This is a genomic window from Azospirillum halopraeferens DSM 3675, assembly GCF_000429625.1.
Classification (GTDB): Bacteria; Pseudomonadota; Alphaproteobacteria; order Azospirillales; family Azospirillaceae; genus Azospirillum; species Azospirillum halopraeferens.
The window spans coordinates 116,083-132,772 of sequence record NZ_AUCF01000015.1; the positions used below are offsets into that span (position 1 = coordinate 116,083).

Annotated in this window: 16 protein-coding genes; 9 read left to right on the forward strand and 7 right to left on the reverse strand. The window is 71.8% G+C overall.

Annotated elements, in window-relative coordinates; translation table 11 throughout:
• Positions 1 to 40: 40 nt before the first annotated feature.
• From G472_RS0115865 to cydC, 8 genes are all read left to right on the forward strand, one after another.
• Positions 41 to 409: a NifB/NifX family molybdenum-iron cluster-binding protein gene (locus tag G472_RS0115865; protein WP_029009181.1), complete on the forward strand. Its 369-nt coding sequence runs from the start codon at positions 41 to 43 to the stop codon at positions 407 to 409.
• A gap of 178 nt (positions 410 to 587) precedes the next feature.
• On the forward strand, positions 588 to 2,189 hold the full coding sequence (locus tag G472_RS0115870; protein ID WP_035692609.1) for a tetrathionate reductase family octaheme c-type cytochrome: 1,602 nt from the start codon (positions 588 to 590) through the stop codon (positions 2,187 to 2,189).
• A complete protein-coding gene (locus tag G472_RS0115875; protein WP_029009183.1) occupies positions 2,189 to 2,842 on the forward strand; it encodes a cytochrome b/b6 domain-containing protein in 654 nt (217 codons plus the stop codon). The genes G472_RS0115870 and G472_RS0115875 overlap by 1 nt, the downstream gene beginning before the upstream one ends.
• A gap of 251 nt (positions 2,843 to 3,093) precedes the next feature.
• The gene (locus tag G472_RS33575) at positions 3,094 to 4,719 is read left to right on the forward strand and encodes a cytochrome ubiquinol oxidase subunit I (protein WP_084536685.1); all 1,626 of its coding nucleotides are present in this window, start codon (positions 3,094 to 3,096) and stop codon (positions 4,717 to 4,719) included.
• A 16-nt stretch (positions 4,720 to 4,735) separates the two neighbouring features.
• On the forward strand, positions 4,736 to 5,890 hold the full coding sequence (gene cydB, locus G472_RS0115885) for a cytochrome d ubiquinol oxidase subunit II (RefSeq protein ID WP_029009184.1): 1,155 nt from the start codon (positions 4,736 to 4,738) through the stop codon (positions 5,888 to 5,890).
• Positions 5,891 to 5,910: 20 nt separating this feature from the next.
• Positions 5,911 to 6,018, forward strand: coding sequence for a cytochrome bd-I oxidase subunit CydX (gene cydX, locus G472_RS38140; RefSeq protein WP_029009185.1), 108 nt, complete (start codon positions 5,911 to 5,913; stop codon positions 6,016 to 6,018).
• Positions 5,996 to 7,795 carry a thiol reductant ABC exporter subunit CydD gene (gene cydD, locus G472_RS0115895; RefSeq protein WP_051340888.1) on the forward strand — a complete coding sequence of 600 codons (1,800 nt, stop codon included), beginning with the start codon at positions 5,996 to 5,998 and terminating at the stop codon, positions 7,793 to 7,795. Before cydX ends, cydD begins: the two co-directional genes overlap by 23 nt.
• Entirely contained in the window at positions 7,792 to 9,522 is a 1,731-nt protein-coding gene (gene cydC / locus G472_RS0115900; protein WP_029009187.1) for a thiol reductant ABC exporter subunit CydC, read from the forward strand. The genes cydD and cydC overlap by 4 nt, the downstream gene beginning before the upstream one ends.
• 4 nt (positions 9,523 to 9,526) lie before the next feature.
• Here cydC and G472_RS0115905 read toward each other — a convergent pair whose 3' ends face one another.
• The 3 genes from G472_RS0115905 to G472_RS0115915 all read right to left on the reverse strand — a co-directional run bounded on the left by G472_RS0115905 (position 9,527) and on the right by G472_RS0115915 (position 11,774).
• Entirely contained in the window at positions 9,527 to 10,234 is a 708-nt protein-coding gene (locus G472_RS0115905) for a Crp/Fnr family transcriptional regulator (protein WP_029009188.1), read from the reverse strand.
• Positions 10,235 to 10,337: 103 nt separating this feature from the next.
• Positions 10,338 to 11,417 (reverse strand): quinone-dependent dihydroorotate dehydrogenase, encoded by a 1,080-nt coding sequence (locus tag G472_RS0115910; protein ID WP_029009189.1) that lies wholly within the window; start codon positions 11,415 to 11,417, stop codon positions 10,338 to 10,340.
• A gap of 6 nt (positions 11,418 to 11,423) precedes the next feature.
• On the reverse strand, positions 11,424 to 11,774 hold the full coding sequence (locus tag G472_RS0115915) for a DUF952 domain-containing protein (RefSeq protein ID WP_029009190.1): 351 nt from the start codon (positions 11,772 to 11,774) through the stop codon (positions 11,424 to 11,426).
• 264 nt (positions 11,775 to 12,038) lie between these two features.
• Between G472_RS0115915 and G472_RS0115920 the strand changes: the two genes are divergently transcribed.
• Entirely contained in the window at positions 12,039 to 12,257 is a 219-nt protein-coding gene (locus tag G472_RS0115920; RefSeq protein ID WP_029009191.1) for a hypothetical protein, read from the forward strand.
• A gap of 9 nt (positions 12,258 to 12,266) precedes the next feature.
• On the opposite strand, the gene G472_RS33580 is transcribed toward G472_RS0115920, so the two are convergent.
• The 4 genes from G472_RS33580 to G472_RS0115940 are packed head-to-tail and all read right to left on the reverse strand — an operon-like array spanning position 12,267 to position 16,684.
• A complete protein-coding gene (locus G472_RS33580; RefSeq protein ID WP_084536686.1) occupies positions 12,267 to 12,797 on the reverse strand; it encodes a cell wall hydrolase in 531 nt (176 codons plus the stop codon).
• Positions 12,794 to 13,102, reverse strand: a complete 309-nt coding sequence (locus G472_RS0115930; protein WP_029009192.1) for a hypothetical protein — start codon at positions 13,100 to 13,102, stop codon at positions 12,794 to 12,796. Before G472_RS0115930 ends, G472_RS33580 begins: the two co-directional genes overlap by 4 nt.
• A 46-nt stretch (positions 13,103 to 13,148) precedes the next feature.
• Positions 13,149 to 14,654: a phage terminase large subunit gene (gene terL, locus G472_RS0115935; protein WP_035692610.1), complete on the reverse strand. Its 1,506-nt coding sequence runs from the start codon at positions 14,652 to 14,654 to the stop codon at positions 13,149 to 13,151.
• Entirely contained in the window at positions 14,654 to 16,684 is a 2,031-nt protein-coding gene (locus tag G472_RS0115940) for a glycosyl hydrolase family 28-related protein (protein WP_029009194.1), read from the reverse strand. Before G472_RS0115940 ends, terL begins: the two co-directional genes overlap by 1 nt.
• Positions 16,685 to 16,690 lie beyond the last annotated feature (6 nt).

Consider the following 16,690-nt stretch of genomic DNA (forward strand, 5'->3'; position numbering starts at 1 on the left):
GGCGTTAGCCTTGCCGATGCGTTTGCGAGGAAGCCCCGCCATGAAATTCGCCGTCGCCAGCCAGAATTTCCGCACCATCACCGCCCACGCCGGCAAGACCCGGCGGTTCGTCCTGTACGATGCCGAGCCCGGAACACCCCCCGTCGAGACGGGCCGCCTGGATCTGCCGAAGGAGATGGCGTTCCACGGTTTCGCCGGCGGACCGCATCCGCTGGACGCGGTCGATGTGGTCATCGCCGGCAGCGCCGGTCCGGGCTTCGTCGCCCGCCTGCGCGAGCGCGGCGTCGTCACGGTGGCCACGGCGGAGACCGACCCGCTAACCGCCGTCGCCGCCTACCTGGACGGCACCCTCCCCCCGCCCGACCCGCACGACGGGCACGGGCACGGGCACAGCCACGGCCACGCCTGAAACCGCGTCAGCGGCCCCGGCACCGCGGTGTGTGCGGTGGTGAGCGCCACCACCCCTCGGGGCGGCGGCGCTTCTTTTTTCCCGGCCGCCACGACGTTGCGAATCATCAAGGCAACCTATGGGGAAACGTCCGTATACCCAAACAACAAATCGCCACCGCCTGCCCCGAGAGTCCATCATGCGCGCCCTGCACCGAACCATCGCGGCCGGCCTCCTGGTCCTGGCCGCCCTCGTGCCGATGGCGGCGGTCCACGCGGCCGGCCAGCCGGCAAGCACCGCCGACCATTCCCGCTTCGAGGCGCTGAAGGGACCCTTCGCCAGCGGACCGGAGGTCACCGAAGCCTGTCTGACCTGCCACAACGAAGCCGCCCACCAGGTCATGAAATCCGTCCACTGGACCTGGGACTTCCTCAACGAAAGAACCGGCGAGCGTCTGGGCAAGACGCGGACCATGAACAGCTTCTGCGGCTCGCCCCTGTCGAACGAGCCGCGCTGCACCTCCTGCCACGCCGGATACGGCTGGGTGGACAAGAACTTCGACTTCTCCCGGCAGGACAATGTCGATTGCATCGTCTGTCATGACACCACCGGGACCTATAAGAAGATCGCGCACGGGGCCGGCCACCCGGTCTACGAGCCCACCGAGTTCCCGGCCGGCAGCGGCCGGATGATGACTCCGCCGGACCTCGCCCGGGTCGCGCAGAGCGTCGGCGCCACGAGCCGCGCGACCTGCGGCGCCTGCCATTTCAGCGGCGGCGGCGGCGACGGCGTGAAGCACGGCGACCTCGACAGCTCGCTGAAGGCACCGCCCCGCCGGGTCGACGTGCACATGGCACCGGACGGCGCCAACATGGCCTGCTCCGACTGCCACACCTTCAACGCCCACATCCCGTCCGGCAGCCGCTACACGACCACGGCCAGGGACACCCACGGCAAGGACCTGCCGCACGACGACTTCAACCGCGCCACCTGCGAGTCCTGCCACGGCGACCGGCCCCACGCCGCCGCCGGCCACGCGAAGCTGGACGACCACACCGATCGCGTCGCCTGCCAGACCTGCCACATCCCCGAGTTCGCGCGCGGCGGTGTCGCCACCAAGACGCTGTGGGACTGGTCGACCGCCGGCCGCCGGGACGCCGACGGCAAGCCCGTCTTCATCCGGGACGACCACGGCCACCTCTCCTATTCCGCGGAGAAGGGCGACTTCGAGCATGGCGAGAACGTCCGCCCCCACTACGCCTGGTTCAACGGGGTGATGAACCAGACGACGCTGATCGACCGGATCGACGACAGCGCCCTGCTCATCCTCAACCGGTTCGCCGGCGGCCCCGACGACCCCGGAGCCCGCATCTGGCCCTTCAAGGAGATGCGGGGCAAGCAGCCCTATGATCCCGTCAACAAGACGCTGGTGGTCAACCACGTCTGGGGGCCGCCGGAAGACCGGACGGCGTTCTGGAACGGCTTCGACTACGACACCTCGATCAGGGTCGGCATGGACTACGCCGGCCTGCCCTACAGCGGCACCTACGGCTTCATCGAGACCCGGATGTACTGGCCGATCACCCACATGGTGGCGCCGAAGGAAAACGCCCTGGCGTGCGAGGAGTGCCACGCGCGCGACGGCCGTCTCGCCGGACTGCCCGGCTTCTACATGCCGGGGCGCGACCGCGCCCCTCTGCTCGACCTGGCGGGCTTCGCCCTGGTCGGTCTCGTCGGTGCCGGTGTTGCCGGCCACGCGCTGCTGCGCTTCCTGTCCCGCCTGCTCCGCCGGAGGTCCTGATGCCCGGAGTCTACGTCTACAAGCGCTTCGAGCGGTTCTGGCACTGGTCGCAGGCGGCCCTGGTGCTGTCCCTGATGGCCACCGGCGGCGAAGTCCACGGCCTGTGGCACCTGCTGGGCTGGGGTCGGGCGGCGCAGATCCACTCGCTGCTGGCCTACGCCCTGCTGATCCTGTGGGCCTTCGCCATCTTCTGGCATTTCACCACGGGCGAGTGGCGCCAGTACGTGCCGACGCTGCACCGGCTGACCTCGGTCGCCCGCTTCTACGCCGTCGGCATCTTCCGCGGTGAACACCACCCCTACCACAAGACCGTGGGCGCCAAGCTGAACCCGCTTCAGCGGCTGGCCTACCTGTTCCTGAAGCTGGTCATCAACCCGCTGCTGATCGTGTCGGGGGTGCTCTACCTGTACATCAACGAGGCGGCCGTGCGCGATCTCGGCCTGTCGCTTGAGGTCGTGGCCCTGATCCACACGGCGGCGGCGTTCCTGATGGCGGCCTTCGTCATCGCCCATGTCTATCTGACAACGACCGGCCACAGCGTGTTCGCGCACATCCGGGCGATGATCACCGGCTGGGAGGACCTCGACCACCCCGCACCCGCCGGCAGCACCGACACCCCGCGCCCGCCCGACCGGCCCGCCCCGGCGGAATGACCGGCAGCCGGCGTTGCGCAATTTCGACTGCCCGAACACTGTGCCGTCACACGACCCCGCCGACCCTATGGTTGGCGGGGTCTTTTTTGCAACTGCACAAAGACTTCCGGCGCGGTTGAGAATTCTTCAAAAAATTCCGCCGGGGGGCGGGGACATTTCAATGCGGCCTGCGGAACACTGCGTCAGCCTGCTCGCAATCGCCGGCGCCCGCCGGACACCGCGGCGCCCGGGTTCCCGCCAGGAGCAGATTGATGATCGACGATGCATTCGTTGAATTGTCGCGATGGCAATTCGCGGCAACGGCCATGTACCATTTCCTGTTCGTGCCGCTGACGCTCGGCCTTTCATGGATGCTGTTCATGATGGAGGCCATCTATGTCATGAGCGGAAAGGTCATATACCGCGACATGACGCGGTTCTGGGGCAAGCTGTTCGGCATTAACTTCGCTCTCGGCGTGACCACCGGCCTGACGATGGAGTTCCAGTTCGGCACGAACTGGGCCTATTACTCCCACTACGTCGGCGACGTGTTCGGAGCACCGCTCGCCATCGAAGGGCTGATGGCGTTCTTCCTGGAGAGCACCTTCATCGGCCTGTTCTTCCTGGGCTGGGACAAGCTGAGCAAGCGCCAGCATCTCGCGGTCACCTTCTTCACCGCGCTCGGCTCCAACCTGTCGGCCCTGTGGATCCTGGTGGCCAACGGCTGGATGCAGAACCCGATCGGCGCCGAGTTCTCGGCCGAGACCATGCGCATGGAGATGCAGAGCTTCGCCGAGGTCCTGCTCAACCCGGTGGCGCAGGTGAAGTTCGTCCACACCGTCGCCGCCGGCTATGTCACGGCGGCCATGTTCGTCATGGGCATCAGCGCCTGGTACATGCTCAGGGGCCGGGACCTCGCCTTCGCCGGGCGCTCCTTCTCCGTGGCGACGGGGTTCGGCATCGCCGCGGTGCTGTCGGTGATCGTGCTGGGAGACGAGAGCGGCTACGAGCTGGGCGACGTCCAGAAGACCAAGCTGGCCGCCATCGAGGCGGAGTACCACACGGTGCCGGCGCCGGCCGCCTTCACCCTGTTCGGCCTGCCCAACGACGAGACCATGCAGACCGACTACGCGGTCAGGATTCCCTATGCGCTCGGCCTGATCGCCACCCGCTCCACCACCGAACCGGTCACCGGCATCACCGACCTGGTGCAGAAGCACGCGGCGCGCATCCGCAGCGGCATGGTCGCCTACGAGAACCTGGAAAAGCTGCGCGCCGGCGACCGGTCGAACGCCGTGCGGGCCGCCTTCGACGCCCACAAGGTCGACCTCGGCTACGGCCTGCTGCTGAAGCGCTACACCGAGGACGTGGCCAACGCCACGGACGCGATGATCGAACGCGCCGCCCGCGACACCATTCCCCCGGTGGCGCCGCTGTTCTTCAGCTTCCGCATCATGGTCGCACTGGGATTCGCGATGCTGTTCCTGATCGGTGCCGCGTTCTGGTTCAACATGCGCCGCACCATCCTGCAGCAGCGCTGGCTGCTGCGCGCCCTCGTCTTCGCCATTCCGCTGCCGTGGATCGCCTGCGAACTCGGCTGGTTCGTCGCGGAGTTCGGCCGCCAGCCCTGGGCCATCGGCGAGGTGCTGCCGACCTTCCTCGCCACCTCCACGCTGACCACGGCCGACCTGATCTTCAGCCTGACCGGCTTCATCGGGTTCTACACGTTCCTGCTGGTGATCGAGATGTACCTGATGGTCCATTTCGCCCGCAAGGGTCCGGCGTCCCTGGGCACCGGCCGCTACCATGGCGAGCGCGGACGCGGCGCCGCCGACCTTGATGACGACGAACGGCCGCGCAGCGGCCATGCCGGCCCCCTTCCCACCCCGGCCGAATGACGAGGACACCCCTGCCATGATCCTGGATTACGAAACCCTCAAACTGGTGTGGTGGGTGCTGGTCGGCGCGCTGCTGATCGGCTTCGCCGTCACCGACGGCATGGACATGGGCGTCGGCAACCTGCTGCCCTTCGTCGGCCGCACCGACGCCGAGCGCCGCGTCGTCATCAACACCGTCGGGCCGCACTGGGACGGCAACCAGGTGTGGCTGATCACCGCCGGCGGCGCCATCTTCGCCGCCTGGCCGGCGGTCTACGCCGCCGCCTTCTCCGGCTTCTACATGGCGATGCTGCTGGTGCTGTTCGCCCTGTTCTTCCGGCCGGTCGGCTTCGATTACCGCTCCAAGATCGGCGATGCGCGCTGGCGCCGCGCCTGGGACTGGGGCCTGTTCGCCGGCGGGGCCGTCCCGTCGCTGATCTTCGGCGTTGCGTTCGGCAACCTGATCCAGGGGGTTCCCTTCCACCTGGATTCCCTGCTGCGCCCGCACTACGAAGGCTCGCTGTTCACCGCGCTGCTGCCGCTGCTCAACCCCTTCGCCCTGCTGGCGGGCGTCATCAGCTTCGCCATGCTCACCATGCACGGCGCGATCTGGCTGCAGATGCGCACGCTCGACCCCATCGCCGGGCGGGCGCAGGCGGCGGTGCGGATCATGGGCGCGGTGGCTATCGCCGGCTTCGCGCTGGCCGGGGTGTGGGTGGCGCTGGGCATCGACGGCTACCGCATCGTCAGCCAGCCGGCCCTCGACGCGCTGCCCAACCCGTTGGCGAAAGAGGTGGTCGTGGCCCCCGGCGCCCTGCTCGACGTCTATTCCCGCCAGCCCCTGGCGCTGCTGGCCCCCGCCGCCGGATTCGCCGGCACCGTGCTGGCCATGCTGCTCAGCCGGGCGGGCCGGCCCGGCCGGGCCTTCGTGGCGAGCGCCCTGTCGATCACCGGCATCGTCGGGACGGCGGGTCTGTCGATGTTCCCCTTCATCATGCCGTCGAGCACCCATCCCGGCTCGAGCCTGACCGTGTGGGACGCCGCATCGAGCCACCTGACGCTGACCGTGATGTTCTGGGCGGTGGTCATCTTCCTGCCGATGGTCCTCGCCTACACCGTGTGGTGCTACGCGCGCATGTGGGGAAAGGTCACCGTCGAGGAGATCGCCGCCAACAGCTCCACCGCCTACTGACCGCCGGAAAGGACACGGCCATGTGGTATTTCGCCTGGATTCTCGGCCTGACGGCGGCGCTGTCGCTCGGCATCATCAACGTCCTGTGGATGGAGGTGGAAGAGGATGCCCCCGACCGGCGTCCCTGACCCGAACGCCGCGGTCCGCACCATGCACGCTCCCGGCCCCCTGTCCGGCGCGCTGCCGGCGCACCGTCCCCGCCTGGCCCTGGTCGCCGGGTGCCACGGTGTCGCCGGTGCGCTGCTCATCGTCCAGGCATGGCTGTTCGCCGGCCTGCTGGACGGCGTCGTGTTCGGCGCGGCCCCGCCGCCCGCCGCGCACCTGTTCGCGGTGCTGCCGGTGCTGGCCGCCCGCGCCGGTGCGCTGTGGATGGCCGGCGTCCTGGCGGCGGACGTGGCCATCGCCGTCAAGGGGGAGGTCCGCCGCCGGCTGGTCGAGGCGCTGCGCCGCTCGCCGCCGGGCGGCGCCCGTCCGGAGGGCGGCCGCTTCGCCGGCCTGATGGTCGACGGCGTGGAGGCGCTGGAGCCCTTCGTCGCCCGCTATCTGCCGGCGATGGTGCAGGCGGCGATGCTGCCCCTTGCCATCCTGGCGGTGGTCCTGCCGCTGGACTGGCTGTCGGCGCTGGTGTTCGCGGTCACCGCGCCGCTCATTCCCGTCTTCATGATCCTCATCGGCCGCGGGGCCGAGCGGTTGAACCGCGCCCAATGGGCGACGCTGGCCCGGCTGTCCGCCTATCTCCTCGACGCGGTCCGGGCGCTGCCGACGCTGCGGCTGTTCGGCGCCGTGGCACGGGAAGGCGAGCGGGTGGCCGCCGCCGCCGAACGCTACCGGCGCGACACCATGCGGGTGCTGCGCGTCGCGTTCCTGTCGGCCCTGGCGCTGGAGTTCCTGGCGACCGTCAGCATCGCGCTGGTCGCCGTGTTCATCGGCTTCCGCCTGCTGTGGGGCGAGATGGCGTACGAACGGGCCCTGTTCATCCTGCTGCTGGCACCGGAATTCTATCTGCCGCTGCGCACCCTGGGCGCCCAGTACCACGCCCGCATGGAGGCGCTGGGAGCGGCCGACCAGATGGCGCCGCTGCTGGAAACGCCGGAGACGCCAGGGATGCCGGCACCGGCCGATCCCGCCTCCGCCCCCGTCCCCGCGGGTGCCGCACGGGGCGCGCCGCGGGTCACCGTCGACGCCGTCCGCTTCGGACACACCCCCGGCCGGCCGCTGCTCGACGGTCTCTCCTTCACGCTGGAGCCGGGCACCCTGACCGCCCTGGTCGGCGCCAGCGGCGCCGGCAAGAGCACGGTGATGGCGCTGCTGCGCGGCCGCCTCGCGCCGTGGTCGGGCGATCTTCGCATCGACGGCGTCCCGCCGGGCGCTGCCCCCCTGCGGCCGGCCTGGATTCCGCAGGCCCCCCACCTCTTCGCCGGAACCATCGCCGACACCATCCGCGCCGGCGCACCCGGCGCCCCCGACGAGGCGGTGCGGGCGGCCGCCCGGCGCGCCCGCGCCGCGCCCTTCATCGAACGCCTGCCCGACGGCTACGCCACCCGCATCGGCGAGCGGGGCGCCGGCCTGTCGGGCGGCGAGGTGCGGTGCCTCGCCCTGGCCCGCGCCTTCCTGATGGACGCGCCGCTGGTCCTGCTCGACGAGCCCTCCGCCAGCCTCGACCCCGACAGCGAGGAGGCGCTGGTCGCCGCGCTGGAGGACCTGCGCCGCGACCGCACCATCCTGATCGTCGCCCACCGCCTGACCACCGTGCGCACCGCCGACCGCATCCTCGTGCTGGACGCGGGCCGCATCGCCCAGTCCGGCCGCTTCGCCGACCTCGCCGGCCGCGACGGTCCCTTCGCACGCCTCGCCGGGGCCGCCTCGCCGCTGCTGCGCCGGCCGACGGCGGGAGCCGCAGCATGAGCCGCCTCGCCTTCCTGCTCCGCCTCACCGCGGGCAACCGCGGATGGATGCTGGCGGGTGCCGCGCTGGCCATCCTTTCGGCGCTCGCCAACATCGCGCTGATGGCCATATCCGGGTGGTTCATCACCGGCATGGCCATCGCCGGCGCCACGGCCGCGAGCTACAATTATTTCCTGCCGGCCGCCCTGATCCGCGGCTGCGCCATCGTGCGGACCGCCGGCCGCTACGCCGAGCGCCTGGCGACCCACGAGGCGACCTTCCGGCTGATCGGCGGGCTGCGGGCGCGGGTGTTCCTCGCCCTGGCGCCGCGGCTGCCGTTCGGCCTGCCCGGCGTGCACAGCGGCGACCTGGCCGGCCGCACGGGGACCGACCCGGACGACCTTCAGCAGGTGTACCTGCGCGTGGCGGTGCCGGTCATCACCGCCGCCGTTGCCGGCACCGCGGTGGCCGCTTATGCGGTCTCGGTGGATCGGGCCGCCGGCGCCGTGCTGGCCGGCGGGCTCGCCATCGGGGGCCTGCTGCTTCCCGCCGCGCTGGCGCGGGCCGGCCGGGAGCCGGGGCGGACCGCCGTGGCGGCCGCCAACACGCTGCGGACCCACGCCGTCGACCTGGCCCAGGGGCTGGAGGAGCTGGAGGCGTTCGGCGCAACCGCGCGCCGGGCCGGGCTGCTGGCCGGAGCCCACGACCGGCTTGCCGCCGCCCAGCGGCGCTCGGCCGTCCGCGATGCGATTGCCGCCGCCGCCGGCCAGACCATCGGCCCGCTGGCGCTGTGGGGCGTCATCGCCGCCGCCGGCCCGGCGGTTGCGGCCGGAACGCTGCCCGCCCCGGACCTGGCGATGCTCGGGTTTCTGGCTCTGGCCGCGGTGGAGGTGACGGCGCCGCTGGCGTCCGCCTTCCAGGCCCTGGGGGCCATGGCGGCGGCGGCCGACCGTGTCCGCCCGCTGCTGGCGGTGCACCCGCACCCGCCGGTGGCGCATCCGGCCACGCCGGATCCGGGGCCGGGGCCAGCGGCGCCGCACATCCGTCTCGACGGCGTCACGGTGCGCTACCCCGGTTCACCCGCCCCGGCGCTGCGCGGGCTGACGCTCGATCTGCCGCCGGGCGCCTGCGTCGCCCTGGTGGGGCCCAGCGGTTCGGGCAAGAGCACGGTGGTCGCCCTCCTCGCCGGCTTCCTGGAGGCGGAGGCCGGCCGGGTGCTGGTGAACGGCCGCGACGGCGCGCCCGCGCTCGCCGGCCGCCTCGCTGTGGCGCCGCAGACGCCGCACCTGCTGGCGGGGTCGCTGCGCCGCAACCTGCTGGTGGCGGCGCCCGGAGCGGCCGACGCCGCGCTGATCGAGGCGTGCGAGCGGGCGGCCCTCGGCCCCTGGCTCGCCGCCCTGCCCGACGGGCTCGACACCCCGGTGGGCGAGGGCGGCCGTGCTCTGTCGGGGGGCGAGGAGCGGCGCCTGTGCGTTGCCCGGGCCCTGCTCGCTCCGGGCGGCGTGCTGGTTCTGGACGAGCCCGGCGAGGGGCTCGACCCCGCGACCGAACGGCGGATGCTGGACCGGGTGCTGGACAGCCGGGGCGCACGCACGGTGCTGCTGATCACCCACCGGCCGGCCGGGCTGGAACGCATGGACCACGTGGCGGTCCTCGACCGCGGCCGCGTAACCGAGCGGGGAGCCCCCGGCGACCTCGCCGGCCGCGACGGGCCGTTCCGCCGCTTCCTGGAGCGCAGCTACGTGTAGGGAGTCAATCGATCCCGGACGCTTCGCGCAGCTCGGGCACGTTGCACAGCGCCACGTTGGGGGCGATCTCCCGCACCAGCCCCTGCCGCTTGAACTCGGCCACGGTGCGGCTGGCCGTTTCCATGGTGATCCCCAGCATGGCGCCGAGGTCCTCGCGGCTGAAGAGGCGGACCGGCCGGTCGGGCGCGTCGCCGGCGAGCTGGATCAGCAGCCGCGCCAGGCGCGCGCGCGCGCTGCCCGTGGACAGCTCCGTCAGCCAGTCGTCGGCCTGCTGCAACGCCTGGTGCCAGCGCTGCATGAGCTGCCGGTGAAGGCGCGGCGTCTCCCGGCTCAATCGCTCGATGACGTCGCGCGGGATGCGGCAGACCGCCACCTCCTGGAGCGCCACCGCCGTGTGCTGGTGCGTCGTCCCGACCAGCACCTCCAGCCCGGCCACCGCGCCGGGGCGCAGCAGGCGGACGATGCGCTGGGTGCCGTCCGGCAGGTACTGGACCAGCTTGACCAAGCCGCTGCGGATGGTGAACACGCTGTGGCCGTCGCCCTCGGCATCGTACAGCGTCGCCCCCGGCGGGAACGTCATCTCGTCGATGGGAAGATGGATCAGACTGAAGTCCGGCTCGGTCAGGTCGGCGAACAGGACCAGATCCCGGATGCCGCAGTTCCGGCATTCCGCGGTGCCCTTCCAGGCGGCATCGATCTGGCTGCGGCGCACGGTTCGGGTCCCGGAATGATGCTCGACTCACATACGGTTGGCGAGACTGCACCACGGCCCGTGCTTTGGCAAGGGGGGCGGCCGGAGCCGGGCGAACCCCGACTCAGCGGGGCGTGGCGGGGTGCCCCGCCCCCACCGCCGCCGCGACCGAGGTGAACCCGTCAGCCTTCAGCAGGGCGGCGAGGTCGCGCTTGATGGTGCGGAACAGGGAGGGGCCGCCGTAGACCAGGGCGGAGTAGATCTGCACCAGCGACGCGCCGGCGCGGATCTTGGCGTAGGCATCGGCGCCCGAGGCGATGCCGCCGACGCCCACCAGCGGCAGGCGGCCGCCGGTCAGCGCGTGCATCTCCGCCAGCAGGCGGGTGGACGGCTCGAACAGCGGCCGGCCGGACAGGCCGCCGGCCTCGGTGCGGAAGCGTTCGGGAATGCCGGGCGGGCGGGCGATGGTGGTGTTGGAGACGATCAGGCCGTCGATGCCGGTGTCCAGCGCCACCGCGGCGATGTCCTCCCTGTCGGCGTCGGTCAGGTCCGGCGCGATCTTCAGAAGCAGCGGCGGCTGCGCCGTGGCGGCGGCACGGGCCTCCAGCACGCGGTCCAGCAGCGCGCGCAGCGGCTCGCGCCCCTGGAGCGCGCGCAGGCCCGGCGTGTTGGGAGAGGAGACGTTGACCACCAGGTAGTCGGCCAGCGGCGCCAGCCGGCGCACGCCGGGAACGTAGTCGTCGGCCGCCTCGGCGGTGTCCTTGTTCTTGCCCAGGTTGGCGCCGACCACCCCGGCCGGCCGGCCGACGGTGCCGCGCCAATCCTCCAGGCGCCGGGCGAAGACCTCAAGCCCCTCGTTGTTGAAGCCCATGCGGTTGATCACCGCCTCCTGCTCCACCAGGCGGAACAGGCGGGGCCGGGGGTTGCCCGGCTGGGGCCGCGGGGTGACGCTGCCGGCCTCCACGAAGCCCGGACCCATGCGCAGCATCGGCCCGATCACCTCGGCGTTCTTGTCATAGCCCGCCGCCAGCCCCACCGGATTGGCGAACTCCAGGCCCCAGACGCGGGTGCGCAGCACGGGATCGTCCGCTTCGCGCTCCACCGGGCCGAAGCCAAGGGCCAGCATCTTCACCGACAGGGTGTGTGCCGCCTCCGGGTCCAGACGGAACAGCAGCGGCCGGATGTAGGGGTACAGGTCGAGCATGGCGTCTCAATCCAACGGCGGAAACACGTGGCGCCCGTCCGGGCCGAGCGGCAGCGGCGAGACGCGCACCACGGCCGACACCGGCAGGGCGCCGTAGAGATGGGGAAAAAGCCGGCCACCGCGCGACGGCTCCCATCGCAACGCCGGCCCCAGGCGGGCGGCGTCCACCGCCAGCAGCACCAGGCCGGTCTGGCCGGCCCGGTGACGGGCGGCGCTCTCCACCACCTGCGCGGCGGTGGAGAAATGGATGAAACCGTCGGCGGCGTCCTGCGACGAGCCGGGATAGCTGCCGGAAGGCAGCGCCGCCTCCCACTCCGTGGCCCGGCACATATGGTAGATGGTGGTCGCGTCGGTCATGGCGGCGGGACACTAACCCAATCCCGCGGCGGCGGCCAGCGCCCCGTTTCCGCCCCGTCCGCCCCGTTCCGCATTGCAATTTGCGAAGGGTCCCGGGAGTCCCGAAGCGCATTTTGCAGAAAGCCATGGCGAAGGAATCGGTCGGCGATTCGCACACATATCCATAAGCCTTTGAACGCAAACAACTCCCGGACCGGCATACAGGATTATGCAAGATGGCATCCGGATTGCTTTGAAGACGGGGCAAACACGGAGGACGCAATCATGAACGCTCTGACCGCGACGATGGTGACGGAACACCGGACCATGGCTCAATCGCGCGACATCGGATTCGACCTGGGGGCCGCGCTGACGGAGACCAGCCATGCCATGGTGCCGCTGAAGCCCTCGGCCGCGATGCTGGCCTCGGGCTCGCGCGCCGGCGGCGTGTCGGTCGAGACCGCCTGGAAGATCTATCTGGCGATGCTCAACGAGGCGGCCTGACCGGTTGGATCACGCCACGGTGTCGTAGAAGACGTGCCGTCCGATCTCGGCGCACGGCGCGTGGCCGATGCTCCAGGACGGCGTGATGCCGATGCGGTGGTAGTGGGTCGCCCCTCCCGTAGGGTCGGGCAGCAGGCCGGCGACGGCGCGGCGTGCCACCCGCAGGCAGGTGGCGAACACCGGGTCGGCGGCGGTCACGGCCAGCAGCTTGGGCCGGTTGGGATCGTCGGCGTTCCAGCACGAGAATTGCCGGGGCTTGCGGCAGACGGCGATGATGTCGTTGCCCCACCACAGGCCGCCGCGCCGCTCGGCGCGGCGCACGCGGTTGACGACGACGGCGGCCACCGCCTCGATGCCGCGCACCGGCTCGCCGCGCGCCTCCCCCCACAAGGTGCGGGCCAGGGTGTCGACGGCGGCGTCCACCGGCCCGCCGGCCGCCGGGGCGGCGGGCAGGCCCGGCGGCGGCACCGGCGGAACGGGCGGCGGCGCGGCGGCGGGGATGGGAGACGGGGTGGGAACGGGGATCAGGCGCCGGCTCATCGCCCGCCTCCTTCGGCGATCATGCCGCCGCGTTCCAGCTTGTGTTCGATGCGCAGCAGGTGGTCGGTCAGCCGCTTCTCCACGTCGCGCAGGGTGCCGACCGACACATAGGTCTTGGCCACCTCCAGCTTGTACGCCGCCAGGTTCTCCAGCACCTGCGCCCGCTCCGTCTCGGTGCGCGCGCGCAGCGCGTCCACCGCCTCGTCGGCATCGCGGCGCAACCGCATGATCAGCCAGAACAGGCCGGCCATGGCCGGCAGTTCGACGGCCGTGATCCACCAGACCACGTCCAGGGTCTCGTTCATCCGGATCTCCCGTGATGGTAAAGGACAAAAGGAAGGGGTGTGCGGTTCACACATCCCATTCGGCCGACGCGACGACCGGGGCCGCGCCCTGCCAGGCGGGACGGCGCCCGGCCGGCAGCGCGGGCCGGTCGAAGCGCAGGGGCTCGGCACCGAGGCAGCCGGCCACGGCGTCCAGCCCGTCGTCGTGCCCGCGGCTCCCGTCGGGCCGCCACTCGCGCATTTCACGCACGAAGGGCGTCTCTTGCACGCTGCGGTGGGCGAACAGACGGCCGGCGGCCAGGCGGGCGTCGAAGGCTTCCAGGATGCGCCGCGCCTTGGGCGCGGTGGAGGTTTGCGCGATCACCGCCGCGCCGACGCCGGCGCGGCGCAGCTCGGCCCGCAGCAGGCCGGGCAGGAAGGCGCCGATGCCGTTGGTTTCCACATGGACGCCCGGCAGGTTCAGCGTCTCCATCAGACGGACGACGGCGCGGCACTGCTGCACCGCCTCCTCCGTCGGATCAGCGGGGTCGACGGACAGGTACAGGGTGCGGTGCAGGTACTGGTTGCCGTCCGCACCGCTGAACACCACGGCGACGACGCTGCCGTCCCCGCGGCCGGGCGCCCCGTCGGGCCGGGCGAAGGCCGGGTCCCACCAGGCGCTGGCGGACAGGAGCGGCACGCCGTTCAGCGTCATCCACGCCCGCCCGGCCCCCTCGCGGTAGACCGGCTCCCCGTCGTAGGGGCGCAGCCGGTCGGGGTCGAGGTAGCCGGCCGCCACCGCGGTGGGGCGCAGCAGGTATTGGCTGGCAAAGCGCAGCGGCCCCTGGGCCGCCTCCAGTTCGGCGATGCGCGCGGGGCTGAACACCTCCGGCCAGGCGCCGGCGCCGGCGGCGTCGCGCACCGGCAGGCGCATGCGCTCGTAGCCGTCCAGGAAGGGCCGGCTCTCCCCGGCCTCCGGCCGCGCCTCCTCGGCGTAGATGGAATAGTAGGTGTGGGGCGTGCCGATGTAGAGGCGGGTGCCGTCGGGAACCAGCACGCAGTCGATCTCGGCCAGCTTCTCGCGCAGATCGGCGCGCTTGGCGGCGGTGTCGCAGGTGCGCGGCACCTCCACGTCGTCGCAGATGACCACGTCGGCGCGGCTGCCGGTGATGTTGCCGTCGATGCCGCGGGCCAGCATGGACGGGTCGCGCAACTCGCGCGGGCGGGCCACGGTGAACTGGTCGACCGCCCACTGGTCGCGCCGCGGCGGCTTGAGGGCGGCGGTGTTCGGGTGCTGTTCGACGATGCGCTTGGTGTTGCGCACCATCTTGGTGGCCAGCGCCAGGTCGGCGGCCAGCACCAGCAGCCGGCGGTTGGGGTCGGACAGCAGCAGCCAGGCGGCGAACAGGCCGACGATGGTGGACTTGCCGGCGCCGCGGAAGGCCATCAGCAGCAGCCGGCGGCTGCCGGCGTCCAGCCGGCCGGCCAGCCAGGCGGCCAGCACCCGGTGGTGGGCCGGCGTGACCTGCCCCTGCCCGGCGTTCCAGCGCTCCACGAAGGCGGCGAAGTCGGGGATCTCCGTGCCGTCCTCCATCACGGGTTCCGTCCCAGGATGTGCCAACCCGCCCCGTTGGACATCACCGTCACCGCATGGCCGTAGGCGGTCAGCGGGATGGTCTCGTTGTCGGGCCCCCCGCCACCGGCGGCGGTGACGGTGACGGGGTTGCCCGTCTGGTCCGCCTTCTTCACCGTCACCGGCCGTCCCACCGCATGGGGGGCGGCGGGGGCCGGCAAACGGACCTCCACCGCCCCGGAATGGGCGCTGACCAGGTAGAGGTTCTGGGTCAGCGCCGGCTCGAACAGGCCGGGCCGGTCGTGGTAATGGGCGTTGACCGGCATGGTGTTGCCGGCCACCACCCACCAGGCGGCGCCGTTGGACACCACGGTCACGATGTCGTAGCGGTTGGCCAGCGTCCACTCCCGCCCGTCGGGCCCGTTGCCGCCCGTCTCGGTGATGCGCACCGGGTTGGCCGAGGCATCCGTCTTCTTGATGGTCACCGCATGGCCGTTGGCCGCACCGGCCGGCGGCAGCCGCGCCTCCACGGCGCCGCCGTAGGAACTCACCAGATAGACCGAGGAGCGGAGGTCGAGGTCGACCCGGCCGCCGGCCGGCGGCTCCACGTACTCGGTGTCGTAGCGCAGGGCCTCCACCACCAGTTCCGTCACCCGCGTGCGGTCCAGCCGGTTCTTTTCCGGATAGCCGGCGTTGACGGCGGTGTAGCGCCCGCCGGAGAAGTCCAGGATCGCCGGGCCGGCGCTGGCGGAGAACAGGTTGACGATGGCGGTCTCCACCGAGCCCGCGTCCATCCGCACGTTGGGCACGCCACCCAGGGATTCGCAGTAGAGGTTGACGATCAGCGTCTTGTCGGTGTCGGCGCCGACGCGGAAGCAGGCGACCGCCATGGTCGACAGGTTGGCCTCGCAGTCGACGAAGGCGTTGTTGTAGCGGCCGTGCTCCACGAAGAAGCCGCTGCCGGAGATGGGGGCGGACAGGGAATAGACGCGCACCCAATGGAACCGGTTGGCGTTCGCGGTGTCGCCGGCGCCGCTGCGGGTCAGCCACACCCCGTGCACCGACGGGCGGGCGACCAGGACGCGGGCAACATTATTCCAATAGCAGGGCCGGTCGGGCGAGACGTAGCCGTCCAGCACCAGCCCGTACGCGGCATCCCAGATGGTGAGGTCGAGCAGCGCGTTGTTGACGCACGGGCCGTCCCGCCCGAACAGGCGTACACCGGCGAGCCCGCCCTCCAGCCGCAGGTCGCGCAGCGTCGCGTAGCCGTCGGGCAGATGCACCACGTCGGCACCGGGGTTGGTCGCCTTCAGGACCGACGACTGCCCGGCCCCGGCCAGGGTGCGGCCGTAGCCGAGCGTCAGGGTGTTGGTCAGCCGGTAGGTTCCGGGCGGCACGTACACCGCGCCGGACGCCCCCAGCGCCGCCTGGATCGCCAGGGTGTCGTCGACGGTGCCGTCGCCGATGGCGCCGAAGTCCTTCACGCTCACCATGTCCCCCAGCTTCTCGCGGATGGGACGGGGCCGCGCGCCGGGGCCGTCGGGCACGTAGGTGCTCAGCGCCTCCTCGTCCACGGGTGCGCGCGCGGTGGGGTTGCCGGCGGTGTCGAAGGCGAGCAGCCGGCCGGCCCGGTTGGCCCGGTCGGGAAGCACGGCCCCCGCCGGCAGGTCGGTGTCGGCGTAGCGCAGCATGCGCTCCTGGTCCGCCGCCACCTGCTGGAGCGCGGCGGTGAGGACGTCGAACTCCCGGTTGAGCGCGGTGGCCGGCAGCGGTCCGCTTTCCAGGAAGTCGGTCATCCGCTCGATGGGGATGCGGCGGCGCAGGGTGACCGGCGTGCCGGCCGGTGGCGGCGCCGCGAACGCCACCGTACCCCCGGCGGTGACACCGGCACCGGTGACGGTGAACCCGGTGTCCTGCGCCGCCGCCCCGAGAAAGACCTGGAGGTCCTCCGACGCGAAAATGGGAAACGGGAAGGTGAAGGCGGTCTGCACACCGTCGGCCACGTACTGCACGCGCGGCGTGCCGCGCGGCACCTGAAAGGACGCGGTCATCGGTCC